The following is a 14,376-nucleotide window of genomic DNA, read 5'->3' as shown; positions in this document are numbered from 1 at the left end:
TTAAATTTTAGTTTTTCTGTTTATAATTTTTAGATCGTGACAAGCAGAAATATACTGTGCTGCCGACCACGCTTGATAGGCTTTACCCATAGCTTTTCCTGTAATACCATGCGCCCATTCAGTAAACTCCCACTCTTCTGTTAAACCTTCTTTATTTATTAAAGCTAGTTTATGAAGCTCGGAAATTGCCACATCTTTTAAACCTAATTTGTTTATAAACTTTACCCAAAAACCACCTACAAAAGGCCAAATACCTCCGTTATGGTAGTGGTTTGGTAAATTTAAAAGGTTTACAGTATAGTATGGCCTCCAGTCTGGATCGCCGGGTGTTACTACTGGATACACATTTGATACTGGAAACGGATCGTTAACCCCAACACCTAGCATAAATTTAAAGGTTTCGTGTGCTTTTTCAGAATCTATAGTTCCGTGTAAAAAGGCTAATACATTTCCAAAAACATCGCAACGCCAGCTAAAATCGAATGGTGTTGTTTGTGCTATTAAATATGATGTATCTCCTAGTGTGAATTGACGTTCGGCAAAAGAAACCGATTGAAATAGTTTCTGCTGTGTTGATGGCCAGAAGTTTTGTAAGATTTCTTTTTTAATAACTTGAGACCAACGAATGTATTCTCCAGCTTCTTCGTATTCTCCTAGCATTTCTAACATACGTCCAAAACATACATTGGAGCGGTACCACAAAATTTCATCATATAAAATATTATAGCTTCCACCAAATAAATCTGTCCAGTCTCCAGCTTCAGGAATTTCTAATAGTGCATCGTTATTACTATCGTGTGCACCTAACCATCGCATGGTTTCTTTTATATCATTTATATATTTTCTTAAAAATTTAATGTCTTTTGTAACATTTACATACTCGTAAAAGGCTATAACTACCCAAATACCACTATCTATGGAACATATTCCTCCTACTCCAGAATAATCTGGAACATTATCTTTAATACGAACGTTTGATGGAATTTGACCGTTTCTTGATATATGTTCGAATAGAGTTTCTAGCGTTTTTCGTTGGCATGCATGAATTTCTTCGTCGTGAATAAGAGGTAAAGAGCCGATAACCGTTATAGCGCCATCTCGCGCCCATACACTATAATAATTTTCGTCTGTACCTTTAGATACGTTATCTTTTATAGAACAAGCCGAAAAACCTAAGGGTGTAATATTCTTTTTTAAGGCAATTACTGCTTTATCGTAGCCCTCACGTATTAAAGCTAATTTTTCGTCTTCATCTTCTTCTGCTATATTACTTAATTCTTGTTTTATAATATAATCCTCTGTGTGGTCTATACTACCAGTAATTTTTGCCTCTTTTGGCAAAATATTATAATAAATTAAACCTTCTATAATACCATCGCCATGAATATTTTCGGCGTGATATATTTGCATGTGTTTGGTGTATTTGTATAGCTCTTCGTGTGCGTTTGCTACTACAATACCTTTAACATCGTCCATATCGAACATTGCAGAATCGTTTCCGCTGTCTCCAGCTACCAATGCGTTTTCAGACTTAATATCTAACTTATTAAGCAACCATTGTAAAGCATTACCTTTATTAGCCCATTTTGGAAGTATATCTAGAAATTGATTTGCAGAATACACTACATTTACAAACATGTTTGCTTTTGCAAATTCTTTCTCTATGCTTTCAATTAAATCGTCTGTGGCATCATGAAAAAAGTAGCTTCGCTTATAAGCATGCTGAAATTTTGAAGGTTGCTCACTTATTGGATGATTAATACTTTTAACAATATTTTCAACAGCATCTAAATCCCATCCGTCATCAAGAACGTCGTTAAATTCTTTTACGATACATTTTTTATTGAAATCGTAAATTATTGTACCAACACCACCAATAATATAATCGGGTTCTGGAAGTGTGCGACTTTCTATTAAACCTAAAACATCGTCAATTAAACGTCCGGTATTATAGGTTAAAACTACGTTCTCGGGTTTGTGCTTTTTCCATGCTTTTCCAAAGTTACTTTTATGAGTATGAAAATCGATTAATGTATTATCGATATCGAAGGACAGAAGTTTAATGATGGCCTGATTACCATCTTCGGTTTTGCTCATATTTTTTTGCTTTTTTACAAATTTTGGTAAGATTTTCCCATAATTTAAGTCAAAAATGACTAAAAAGCAAGAAAAGAGCAGCTATTCTAATTTCAATTTACAATGTGGCAAATTGAGAGTAAAAGAATACGATTTTACAAATTAATTTCTTTATTTGTTAAACATTTTGTAATCTAACTATTGTTAATACAATTTTAACAATTTACACTACTTTTTTACAACTTTAAGCATAGTATTATCTATACTTAAAAAATAAACACCATTAGGCAACTTTGCTATATCTATAGTTTCGTTTTGTGCATTACTTTCTTTATACAAGACCTGCTCCCCTCTAATAGAATATAACTTAATGACTCTATTATTAACGTTTTTAAATTTAATGTTTACAAAATTTGAAGTCGGGTTAGGATATACTTTTATATCCAGTTCTTTAATATTGCTAACACTTAATGCATTATTATTAACAACACTATACATATTACCAGATAATGCAAACATGTAAATAACTCGTAACGTTGCACCAAAATAAGCTGTAGTAATTTGATTTTTTAATTCGGTATAACCACTATTTATAAAACTTTGATTAGATGAAGACATTGCTGCTGCTGCATATGCCCCTGTAAAGGTTGGGTCTTTATAAGATGTATTTAATGCTACCCCACTTTGTGTATATCCTGGATAAATATTTAAAAAACCACCTTTCTCATTTACAAAACTGTTACATAAACTAGTATAACTTAATGCTTCTTCTGTGCCAAACCACAGATAGTCTAAAGCAATTCGCCAAGGCGTTCTAGCTGCATCGTAATTGTAAGTTTGTCCTGCATTTGTTGCCCAGTCTACCTCGTTTGAATAACTACCATCCGCTTGACACCAATCTGACACTAAATTATAGTAAGCATTATTTACTGTTAAATTTGCGTTTAAAATACTATAACTTTTATTAGCTACTTCGTTCCAAAAAACTGTATCGTTTGAAAAAATACCAAAAGCTCGAAAATAACTTGGCGCAAAATAAGACGGGTTTGTATTACTTGAACCTCCCCAAGCATCTCCTGGTTTTAATACATATGTGTTTTCCTCTACTTCGTGATTTTTAATTATTTCTATTAATTCTAAGGCGTCATTCTCGTAATTAATTTCTCCTGAACTCCCCCATTTATTATGAGCAACAATTAAAGCGTAAGCAGCATCTAACTCGGCATCTGTTGCGCCATTTTCACCAATTACTGAAGTACATTCTTCTATTTTCCAATTCATTACACCGTTAGCGTTCGTAAAATCGGAATAATACAACCATAAACCATCAAATAGTTCTTTATCATTTGCAAAAGCAGATAGTAACATACCATAAGCTACACCCTCTGAAACCGTTTGTGTTTCTGTATCGAACTTTATTCGGTATCTGTTATTATTACATGCAGCTACAAAATTATTTCTCCAAGACGTGTAGGCATTGTAAATATCGTTTTCTAAAATATTATTGGGTTTTGTACCGTATGTATAAGTTGAATTAGAAAATTGTATATCTTCAACTTGAGTATTTGCAAATAAGCTGGTAAGTACAAAAAAATAAAGAAAGTAGTGTTTTTTCATGATGGGGCATTTTATAACATGTTTTACGCATAAAACACCCCTTATAGATTTTTATTTCTTAAATATCCTTGATAAAACTTCCGTATGGATCGGTGAACTGCACACCTTGTGTAAGTCTGTGCTTACTTAACAACTTAAATTCTACTAAAGCCCAAAGCACAAATTCTTTTACAAAAAACTGATCTTGTTCTTGGATATTGGGCTGATGTTTAGCTAATAAATCGTTTAATGGTGCAATATCTTTTAAAAGATTTTGGTATTCTTTATCACGTAAATCATCTAAAAGCTCGAAACCATCTTGTAAATTAAAAAACCAAGATACGATATCATCGTAAGGGCTTTCTTCGGTTGCTTTTTTAAGTTTTTCAATTTTAGGAAAATATTCTACAAACAAACTTTTTATAGCTTCACCTATTAAATTATAAGCTACTACAGCAGCGCCTTCTTGTTCGCCCTCGTAAACTAATTCTACTTTACCAGTAATGGCTGGAATAATTCCTATAAAATCTGATACTCTTAGCATAGTTTTATCTTCACCATTTACCAATGCTCTGCGTTCTGCTGTACTTAGTAAATTTTCAAGAGCAGTAATACTTAAACGTGCACTTACCCCGCTTTTCGCATCAATATATTCACTTTCTCTAGCTTCAAAAACAATTTGCTCCAATAAATCTCTTGCCAAATCTGGAACGACAACGGTAGAATTTTGAGACTCTACAACTTTTGCTTCTTGTTCTGTAATTTTTCTTGCCGTTTCAATATTTACTGGGTAATGCGTAAGTATTTGAGAACCTATTCTATCTTTTAAAGGCGTAACAATGCTTCCACGGTTGGTATAATCTTCGGGGTTTGCTGTAAAAACAAACTGCATATCTAGTGGCAACCTAAGTTTAAAACCTCGAATTTGCACATCACCTTCTTGTAAAATATTAAACAAAGCTACTTGAATTCTAGCTTGTAAATCGGGCAACTCATTAATCACGAAAATGCATCGGTTGGCACGAGGAATCATACCATAATGAATAACTCTATCGTCTGCATAGCTTAATTTTAAATTTGCAGCCTTTATTGGATCTACATCACCAATAATATCTGCGACCGTTACATCGGGTGTGGCTAATTTTTCGGCAAAACGCTCGCTTCTGTGCAACCAAGTAATTGGTGTATTATCGCCTTTTTCCTTAATTAATTCATTTGCGAATCTTGATATAGGCTGTAATGGATCATCGTTAATTTCAGAGCCTTCAACAACCGGAATATATTCATCTAACAAATTAAGCATTAATCGTGCAAGGCGTGTTTTTGCTTGCCCACGTAAGCCCAATAAATTAATGTTATGCCTTGATAAAATAGCACGTTCTAATTCTGGAATTACTGTATTTTCGTAACCATGAACACCTGTAAAAGTGGTTTCTTTATTTTTTATTTTTTCAATTAAATTGTCGCGAAGTTCATCTTTAATAGATTTTGATTTATATCCTGATGCTTTTAATTCGCCTAATGTGGTTATTTCTGTAAATTTCATTATATATTTTTAGTTTTTAGAAACATCTCAACTGCGCCCGATGTGACTGTAAATTTTCTTTTTTAACAATATAGAGAACTAATTATCCTCTAATTCTTTTTTTTCTGTTTGTTTCGTAATCTTCAAAAATCATTTCACCTAAACCTTTTAACCCTGTATAAAAAGCTTTTCCTTGGTTGGCATATGTAAATTCTCGAACAAATTGCATTAAATAGCTATCTTTTGCAATCATAAACGTAGTTATTGGTATGTGTAATTTTCTGGCTTGTTGCGCCATCATATAACATTTATTGATAATGTTTGGGTTTAAGCCAACGCTATCTTTAAAATACTCGCCATTTTTTAATTTTAAACAACTTGGCTTGCCATCGGTAATCATAAAAATTTGCTTATTAGTATTACGCTTTCTCCTAAGCAAATCTAGAGCTAATTGCAAACCTGCCACAGTGTTTGTGTGGTATGGACCAACGTTTAAATATGGTAAATCTTTAATTTCTATTTGCCAAGCATCGTTACCAAAAACCAATATATCTAAAGTGTCCTTGGGGTAGCGCGTAGTTATTAATTCTGCCAATGCCATGGCTACTTTTTTGGCAGGAGTAATTCTATCTTCACCATACAAAATCATGCTATGGCTAATATCAATCATTAAAACCGTGCTCATTTGCGATTTATGTAAAGTATCCTCTACAACCAAATCATCTTCGGTTAAATTAAAATCGCCAATACCGTTATTAATTTGGGCGTTTTTTAAACTTTCGGTCATGGAAACCCGATCTAAACCATCTCCAAATTGATAGTTCCTAAAGTCTCCTGTGTGCTCATCGCCAATTCCTGGGCTTTTGCTTTTGTGATTACCCTGTCCACTTCGTTTTATTTTTCCAAAAATTTGGTCTAAAGCCTGTTGCCTTATGGCACGTTCGGTTTTTGCAGTAATGGCTAAACCATTTTTTCCATCAGGTTTTATTTCTTCTCTTAAATAGCCTTTCTTTTTGAGGTCTTCAATAAAATCATCAATGGTGTACTCTGCGGTAGTTAGCTTGTATTCTTTATCAAGTTCTCTTAACCAATTAATAGCCTCATCAAAATCTCCAGAGGTATGGGTAATCAACTCTTTAAAAATCTCGAAAAGTTTTTCAAAGGGCGATTGATTAGGAGCTTCATACTTTTTAAATACAAATCCTTTTCTTTTCATATTTTGTTTTTTCATAGCTGTATAAAATTACGAATTTGCTAGATATAACGCTTGCTTTAAAATATTAAAATTTTGTTATAGCGTAATTTAAATTTGCTATTACATCAATATTCATTTAAATTAAGTGGAACAACAAAACAACACTTTACTATGAAAAATTTAAATTTATTACTTATTGTAAGTACAATTGCAACATTTACAGCATGTAAAAATAACACGAAACAACAAGAAGAAAAGTTGCCAAACCATGAAGTTAGTAAAACCGTTGAAGAAAAAACCAACAATGCTAAATCTGTTACAATTGCTTTAAACGCGAAAAGTGAAAGCAATGTAGGCGGAAAAGTAGTTTTTACCGAAAATAATGATGTTGTTAACATGGTTGCCTCTATTAATGGTTTAGAGCCTGGAGTTCATGCTATACATATTCATGAAACGGCAGATTGTTCTTCTGCAGATGGAAAATCTGCAGGTGGACATTGGAACCCAACCAGCCAACCTCATGGTGCTTGGGGCGCAGAAACTGGTTACCACAAAGGAGATATTGGTAATTTTACGGCAGACGAATCGGGCCATGCAGAAATTGAGTTTTCTACTTCAGAATGGTGTCTTGACTGCAACGACAGCACTAAAAATATTATAGGTAAAGGCCTAATAGTACATGCTGGAAAAGATGACTTAACATCTCAACCATCTGGTGATGCCGGAGCTAGAGTGAGTTGCGCTGGTATAATTCAATAAATATTGTTTTAAGAATTAAATAACACCTTTATGTTGGTAGTAGTTTTTTTATAACTTAACTTTCGGTTTAATTTAAACATACCAAAAAATGAAAAAAATAACTGCACTTTTACTTTTTGTAACTTTAAGTTTAGTGGCTTGTAAAAACGAAAAAAAAGAGACCAAAACACCTGAAGCTGAAGCAACCACAGCAGAAGTTTTTGTAGCAAAACCAGAAGCAACTTCTGTAAAATGGACAGCTTATAAAACTACAGATAAAGTTGGTGTTGGTGGTGAGTTTACCACTGTAAATTTTGAAGAAAAATCTGGAGCAACGCCACAAGAAGCTTTAAATGGTTTAAAATTTACAATCCCAGTAAGTAGTCTATTCACTAACGATGCTACAAATACGCGTGATGCTAAAATTAAAGAATCGTTTTTTGGTTCTATGCTAGATACCGAGTTATTAACCGGTACCATTTCATACACAAATGGTAATTGTATTGCAAATTTAACAATGAATGGTGTAACACACGAATTACCATTAGAAGTTAGCATTGCAGATGAAAGACGTCTAACATTAAAAGGTACCATGAATTTAGCTGATTGGAATGCTCTTGATGCTCTTGCTGCTTTAAACAAAGTATGCTTCGACTTACATAAAGGTGCCGATGGTGTTAGCAAAACTTGGGAAGATGTAGCTATTCAAGTTGAAACTTACTTAAGAAAAAGCTAAAGCTTACCTTAATAAAATTATAAAAGCCACAGAAATGTGGCTTTTTTTTGTTTAAAAAATTGTTATGCGGCTTTACAGTAATATTAATTAAATATTTGTTCTTAAATTAGTTGCTAATTAACTAACCAAACATGAAAAAAATACTCCTATTATCCTTAATCATTTTATCACAAATTGGGTTTTCACAAGAATTCAACATGGATTTGGTAAAAAACCTAAAACCTAGAAACATTGGTCCTGGCGGCATGTCTGGACGAGTAACCGCAATAGATGTTGTAAACAATAACCCAGATATCATGTATGTTGGTACCGCATCTGGTGGTTTATGGAAATCTACTTCTGGTGGCATAAAATGGGAACCAATTTTCGATAACGAAGTTACAGCATCTATTGGTGCAATAGAAATTCAACAATCTAACCCAAGTGTTATTTGGGTAGGTACTGGTGAAGGTAATCCAAGAAATAGCTTAAATGGTGGCTATGGCATATATAAATCGCTTGATGCTGGTAAAACCTGGCAATTAATGGGTCTTGAAAACACCAGACATATTCATCGAGTAGTTGTAGACCCAACAAATCCCGATATTGTTTACGCTGGTGCCATTGGCAGTCCATGGGGTGAACACCCAGAACGTGGCGTTTTTAAAACAACAGATGGTGGTAAAACCTGGAAAAAAATATTATTTGTTAATAACAAAACAGGTGTTGCCGATTTAATTATGGATCCCAACAACCCTAATAAATTAATTGCAACACTTTGGGAGCATAAAAGAGACCCTTGGTTTTTTAAATCGGGGGGCGAAGGTTCTGGGTTGTACATTACACACAATGGTGGAGAAACTTGGAAAAAAATAACAGAAGACGACGGCTTTCCTAAAGGAGAATTAGGTAGAATTGGCGTTGCTATTGCACCAAACAAACCAGATATTATTTATGCCTTGGTTGAAGCCAAAAAAAATGCGCTTTATAAAAGTGAAGATGGTGGCTTTAAATGGAAAAAAATTAATGATAAAAGTGATATTGGAAATCGTCCGTTTTACTATTCTGAAATTTATGTAGACCCAGATAATGAAAATAGAGTCTTTTCAATTTTTACCTATGTAAATGTAAGTGAAGATGGCGGAAAAAACTTTACGCAACTTATGCCTGCTTATGGTGCCGATAACGGCATTCACCCCGATCATCATGCGTGGTGGATTCACCCAGACGACGGTAGTTTTATGATTGATGGAAACGATGGCGGATTAAACATAACCAAAGACGGTGGTAAAACTTGGCGTTTTATAGGTAACTTACCCGTAGCTCAATTTTATCATATAAATGTAGATAATGAATTCCCTTACAATGTCTACGGGGGCATGCAAGATAATGGATCGTGGCGAGGGCCCGCCTACATTTGGCGAGCACAAGGTATTCGCAACAGTTACTGGCAAGAAATTAGTTTTGGCGATGGTTTTGATGTAGTACCAGATAAAGATGATTCACGTTACGGCTGGACTATGAGTCAGCAAGGTAATGTATCACGTTACGATTGGAAAACAGGCAACAACTACGTTGTAAAACCAACACATTCAGATAAAGATGTAAAACTCAGGTTTAACTGGAATAGCGCTATAAACATCGATCCGTTTGATAACAGCACCATTTATTTTGGCAGCCAATTTGTTCATAAATCTACCGATAAAGGTTTAACCTGGAACGTTATTTCACCAGATTTAACTACAAACGACCCTGAAAAACTTAAACAATCTGAAAGTGGTGGGTTAACACTTGATGCAACTGGAGCAGAAAACCATTGTACAATTTTAGTTATAGAGCCTTCTCCTGTAGAACAAAATATGTTTTGGGTAGGAACAGATGATGGTAAAGTGCATGTAACTATAGATGGTGGTACAACCTACACAGATGTTTCGGGCAACTTAAAAGATTTGCCAAAAGGTAGCTGGGTTGCACAAATAAAAGCTAGTAATAAAAATAAAGGCGAAGCGCTTTTAATTGCAAACGATTACAGAAGATTTAATTACACGCCTTACGCTTACCGAACTAAAAATTACGGAAAATCTTGGGAACGCATTGTAGATGAGACTGATGTTAAAAGTTACACACTTTCTATAATTGAAGATTTAAAAGAAAAAAATCTACTTTTTTTAGGAACGGATGATGGACTTTATATATCTATTGATGCTGGTAGTAATTGGCAAAAATGGACAGCGGGTTTTCCTACCACATCGGTTAAAGATTTGGTTATTCACCCTAGAGAAAACGACTTAGTAATTGGTACTTTTGGTCGTGCTGCTTGGGTTTTAGATGATATTAAACCATTACGTGCAATTGCTGCAAATAAAAGCATACTTAATAGCAATGTAACACTTTTTAACCCACCTACTGCTTATCAAGCGGCATACCAACAACCAACGGGAAGCCGTTTTGGTGCAGACGCACTTTATCAAGGCGAAAACAGGAAGTCTGGTGCTATCTTTACTTATTTTATAAATCCTATTAAAAAAGAAAAACTAGATACAGAAGACAATAACGATGAGGACACTAAACCTAAAAAACTAAGTGACTCTTTAACTCTAAAGATTTATGATGGTGATAAATTAATTAGAACTTTAAAAGAAAAAGCTCCAGATAAAAAAGGGTTTTACAAATGGTCTTGGAGCATGGATGAAAAAGGCGCCGATAGACCTTCAAGAAAAATTAGAAAAAGCAAAACAGAACCTAGAGGTATTTTAGTAAAACCAGGAACGTATAAAGCCGTTATAGAATACAATAACACATCTAGCGAAACCACAATAGTTGTAGCACCTGATCCAAGGTTAGAGGTTTCATCAGAAAACACTTTAGAAATTTATAATGCTTTAAAAACATTAGAAAACTATCAGCAAATAGCTGCAGATGCTGTAAAACAACTTGTTGAAAGTAAAACTCTAGCAGAAACTTATAAAAAGAGTTTAACTAATTTAGATAAAGCTGTTTATAAAGACGAAATAACATCTTCAAAAGAAATAATAAAAGAAATTGATAATTTAATTAATTTGTATTTAGGAAAAGAAGACAAACGCCAAGGTATTACAAGAAGTCAAGACCCTAATGTTACAAGTAGAATACGATCTGCAAGCAGATATGTAGCCTCTAGGAAAACAGGTTTAACAAATACCGAAAAAACTTTAATATTGCATAGTAAAACAGAACTAAACGATGCTTTAAAGAAAACCAATACCTTTTTTGACAGCAAATTTAAACCTTATTACGATACTATAAGTAAAATAAATACAGTTAAGCCTGTAGATGATATTAAAACCTTCAGTTTAAAAAATTAACATCTATTATATTAAAAAACCTGAAATTAAACCAATATTAAAAATGGCTTTATTTTCAGGTTTTTATTTAATTATATTTCTAAAAATGGTGTATAATTTTAACACATTGTAAACTATAACCTCCTAAATATTATGAAAAAATTTTTAATTATACTTTTGGTTATCCCTTTTCTATCAATGACAACTAAAAACGATGAAACAAAATTTATTGGAAAATGGATTGGAAAAGATAAAAATGATATTGGATACTTAAACTTTGATGATGAAGGTTACGCCAACTTTGAAATACACGGACGAATAATTGGCGGTAAAGAATTTATTCAGAATGGCAAAAAAGGAAGTATGACATATGAAATAAATTCGACTAAAAAACCTATTGAAGTAGATTTAATAGTAACGTTAACGAAAGCAAAGAACAAAAAAAACTACTTTGTATCGCAAATTTTATTGATAACAACACAATGGAGTTTGCTATTGGTTTTGAAGGCACAAGACCAACTTCATTTAATTCTGAAAATTTAATAATTTTTAAACGCGAAAAACAAGTTATTAAACCTTAAATTATAAAAAACCGCATAATTTTTTTTAATTAGGTTAAACCTAGCAATAAATTGCAGAAAACAATTGAAATATTCTTAATCTGTTTTCTCTTATTTTAAAACAGGTCCATCACAAGCTATGTATTAAAAAAATAGTTTCAGATTGAAAACTCATAGTTTCTTTAATTCTTGACTAACAAGAGGCAATAATTTCGCTTTCATTATAAAAATTTAATTCTAATCAAGGCTCACTTAAGTTAGGATACTCATAAAACTTTTTGTTATTTGGCTTTGTAACTAAATTTAGCACAAATAGTTGTAGCCAAAAAATTAAAAAAACAACTAATAAAAAAAAGTGTTTTAAGCATTGCTATAAACATTTTATGTTTCTCTTGTAATCAAAAAACAAAAACAGAGAGTTCTGTCTCTACTCAACAAAAATCAGAAAATATAACACCCGAAAAAGATAAATACCATGCGCCCGAAATAGGATGGACTTCTGAGTTTATGGATGGTTGGAAAATTGAAGACGCGAGAATTATAAATAAAATTTATAAATTATTTACCAAAATTTCTTAATCTTTGTTAAAGAAAGTGCTGCTTTTTTGTTTGTCAAGTTAATATTTAACGTAAACAATAGCACTATTATCAACTTTAGCTTCAACTTAAAAAAATGAACATCTTTCCGGTTACTGCAAGTATACTTTCTAGCAAAGAATTAGGTGAATTTGTCAAAAAAAAATATGCCTTAAGTAAAAACTACAGTTGTACATTATTTAGAACAGGTATGAATCATACCTATTTTTTAAATAACAACAAAAAAAAATATGTTTTACGGGTTTATAGCCATAATTGGAGATCAAAATCTGAAATTGAAGAAGAAGTAAATCTTTTAAAGCTATTATATGAAAATAATTTAAGTGTTTCTTATCCTATAAACGACATTAATGGTGAATTAATCCAGAAAATAAGTGCTCCCGAAGGCATTAGATATATGGTTGTTTTTTCTTTTGCTGAAGGTGAAAAAGTGCGATTTATAAATAATAAAACTTGCTATAATATTGGTTTTTTGATGGCAAAAATTCATAATATAACCTTAAACAAATCCATTAATAGGGTTTCATATAATAAACTATCGCTAATTGAAAAATCTTACCAAGAATTAAAACAATACTTCTCTGAAGACTTACCAGAAATGTGTTTTATTAAATCTTTTAGTGATAATTTTAAGAATTCTGAGTTTAATGAAATTGATAAAGGAATAATTCACATGGATATTTGGTACGATAATATGTGTATTACAACAGACAATAATATTACATTTTTTGATTTTGACTTTTGTGGGAATGGGTGGTTTATTTTGGATATTGCATACTTTTGCAAACAATTATTTTTTATTGAAACCGATAAAGAACAATACGAATTAAAAGCTAAAAGTTTTTTAAACGGCTATCAAAATGTAAAAAAACTATCAGATAAAGAACTCAATTTAATCCCAAAAGCAGGAGCAGCAATTTTCATATTTTACCTTGGTATTCAAGCCAAACGTTACGATTGGTCTAACATATTTTTATCAAAAAACTACTTAAAAATGTTTATTGGAAGAATAAAATCTTGGAATGCATATCATGAGCAGCAACTTTAGTTAAAAAATTCTGTAAAACCTATCTGAATTAATTTTCAAGCTTGTTAACTATTCGAATCTTTAACTCCCCAATCATCTAAACCTCGTAAAATAGTTTCTAAAGATTTACCTCTTTCTGTTAAGCCATATTCTACTTTAGGTGGTACGACGGGATAAACTTTTCGAAGAATAAGCCCATCTTTTTCTAACTCTCTAACCGTTTGTGTAAACATTTTATTAGAAATTCCAGGAATATGTTTTTGCAATACGCCAGAGCGCAAATTACCATCTAATAAATGGAACATGATTAAAGGCTTCCATTTAGTTCCAATTAAATTCATAGTATAATTTAACGGACATTTAACTTCTTTTTTCAAAATAATAAATATCTTATTTACAGCATTTTACTCGTTTAGGTAACTATATAACTTTTTAGTAAGTTATTGTCCATTAAGCAAATATAATCTAATTTCGCATTACAAAACAAAAATTATGACAACAAATAAAAATTATCCAAAGTCTTTTTCACACATCGGAATTACAGTTCCAGATATTAAAGCAGCCACAAAATTTTACACAGAAGTTATGGGTTGGTATGTAATTATGGAGCCATCAACAGTAAAAAAAGAAACCGAAACAGCCATTGGGCAAATGTGTATTGATGTTTTTGGTAACGATTGGGAAACTTTTGAAATAGCACATTTAGCAACATCAGATGGCATTGGTGTTGAATTATTCTCATTTCCACATGGCGTAAAAGAAGCACCTGAGTTTAATCCGTTTAATACTGGATTATTTCATTTTTGTGTACAAGATCCCGATATTGAAGCTTTAATTGAAAAAATTAAAGAATACGGCGGTAAGCAACGTATGCCTATTAGAGAATATTATCCTGAAGACAAACCGTTTAAAATGTGTTATGTAGAAGACCCTTTTGGTATTGTTTTCGAAATTTATACACATAGCTACGAATTAACATATTCTAGCGGTGCTTACACTAAATAGAAAGGTAAAACAAAAAAGC

11 protein-coding genes are annotated in these 14,376 nt (G+C 32.4%); 6 read left to right on the top strand and 5 right to left on the bottom strand.

From position 1 onward, the window contains the following. The 4 genes from LG649_RS07535 to LG649_RS07520 all read right to left on the bottom strand — a co-directional run bounded on the left by LG649_RS07535 (nucleotide 1) and on the right by LG649_RS07520 (nucleotide 6,413). Nucleotides 1–2,097 (bottom strand): HAD-IIB family hydrolase, encoded by a 2,097-nt coding sequence (locus LG649_RS07535; protein ID WP_226542905.1) that lies wholly within the window; start codon nucleotides 2,095–2,097, stop codon nucleotides 1–3. 207 nt (nucleotides 2,098–2,304) lie between these two features. Then, nucleotides 2,305–3,693: a glycosyl hydrolase family 8 gene (locus LG649_RS07530; RefSeq protein WP_226542902.1), complete on the bottom strand. Its 1,389-nt coding sequence runs from the start codon at nucleotides 3,691–3,693 to the stop codon at nucleotides 2,305–2,307. 58 nt (nucleotides 3,694–3,751) lie between these two features. After that, the gene (locus LG649_RS07525; protein WP_226542900.1) at nucleotides 3,752–5,218 is read right to left on the bottom strand and encodes a MoxR family ATPase; all 1,467 of its coding nucleotides are present in this window, start codon (nucleotides 5,216–5,218) and stop codon (nucleotides 3,752–3,754) included. A gap of 82 nt (nucleotides 5,219–5,300) precedes the next feature. Then, on the bottom strand, nucleotides 5,301–6,413 hold the full coding sequence (locus LG649_RS07520; RefSeq protein ID WP_394371905.1) for a vWA domain-containing protein: 1,113 nt from the start codon (nucleotides 6,411–6,413) through the stop codon (nucleotides 5,301–5,303). A 150-nt stretch (nucleotides 6,414–6,563) separates the two neighbouring features. Here LG649_RS07520 and LG649_RS07515 point away from each other — a divergent pair, with 150 nt between their 5' ends. The 5 genes from LG649_RS07515 to LG649_RS07495 all read left to right on the top strand — a co-directional run bounded on the left by LG649_RS07515 (nucleotide 6,564) and on the right by LG649_RS07495 (nucleotide 13,373). Next, nucleotides 6,564–7,151 carry a superoxide dismutase family protein gene (locus LG649_RS07515; RefSeq protein ID WP_226542896.1) on the top strand — a complete coding sequence of 196 codons (588 nt, stop codon included), beginning with the start codon at nucleotides 6,564–6,566 and terminating at the stop codon, nucleotides 7,149–7,151. 88 nt (nucleotides 7,152–7,239) lie between these two features. Then, complete coding sequence (locus LG649_RS07510) at nucleotides 7,240–7,866, top strand: YceI family protein (protein ID WP_226542894.1); 627 nt, start codon at nucleotides 7,240–7,242, stop codon at nucleotides 7,864–7,866. Between the two features lie 131 nt (nucleotides 7,867–7,997). Next, nucleotides 7,998–11,189 carry a WD40/YVTN/BNR-like repeat-containing protein gene (locus LG649_RS07505; RefSeq protein WP_226542892.1) on the top strand — a complete coding sequence of 1,064 codons (3,192 nt, stop codon included), beginning with the start codon at nucleotides 7,998–8,000 and terminating at the stop codon, nucleotides 11,187–11,189. A 132-nt stretch (nucleotides 11,190–11,321) separates the two neighbouring features. Further along, the gene (locus LG649_RS07500) at nucleotides 11,322–11,711 is read left to right on the top strand and encodes a hypothetical protein (RefSeq protein ID WP_226542890.1); all 390 of its coding nucleotides are present in this window, start codon (nucleotides 11,322–11,324) and stop codon (nucleotides 11,709–11,711) included. Between the two features lie 690 nt (nucleotides 11,712–12,401). Next, nucleotides 12,402–13,373: a phosphotransferase gene (locus tag LG649_RS07495; RefSeq protein WP_226542888.1), complete on the top strand. Its 972-nt coding sequence runs from the start codon at nucleotides 12,402–12,404 to the stop codon at nucleotides 13,371–13,373. Nucleotides 13,374–13,417: 44 nt separating this feature from the next. Here LG649_RS07495 and LG649_RS07490 read toward each other — a convergent pair whose 3' ends face one another. After that, nucleotides 13,418–13,693, bottom strand: coding sequence for a winged helix-turn-helix transcriptional regulator (locus tag LG649_RS07490; protein ID WP_394371909.1), 276 nt, complete (start codon nucleotides 13,691–13,693; stop codon nucleotides 13,418–13,420). 151 nt (nucleotides 13,694–13,844) lie between these two features. Between LG649_RS07490 and LG649_RS07485 the strand changes: the two genes are divergently transcribed. After that, nucleotides 13,845–14,357 (top strand): VOC family protein, encoded by a 513-nt coding sequence (locus tag LG649_RS07485; protein ID WP_226542884.1) that lies wholly within the window; start codon nucleotides 13,845–13,847, stop codon nucleotides 14,355–14,357. The last annotated feature ends 19 nt before the right edge of the window (nucleotides 14,358–14,376 follow it).

This window comes from Neotamlana laminarinivorans, from assembly GCF_020523925.1.
Taxonomy (GTDB): domain Bacteria; phylum Bacteroidota; class Bacteroidia; order Flavobacteriales; family Flavobacteriaceae; genus Neotamlana; species Neotamlana laminarinivorans.
The sequence above is the reverse complement of the archived record's forward strand: the minus strand, read 5'-3'. Positions and strand labels throughout refer to the sequence as shown.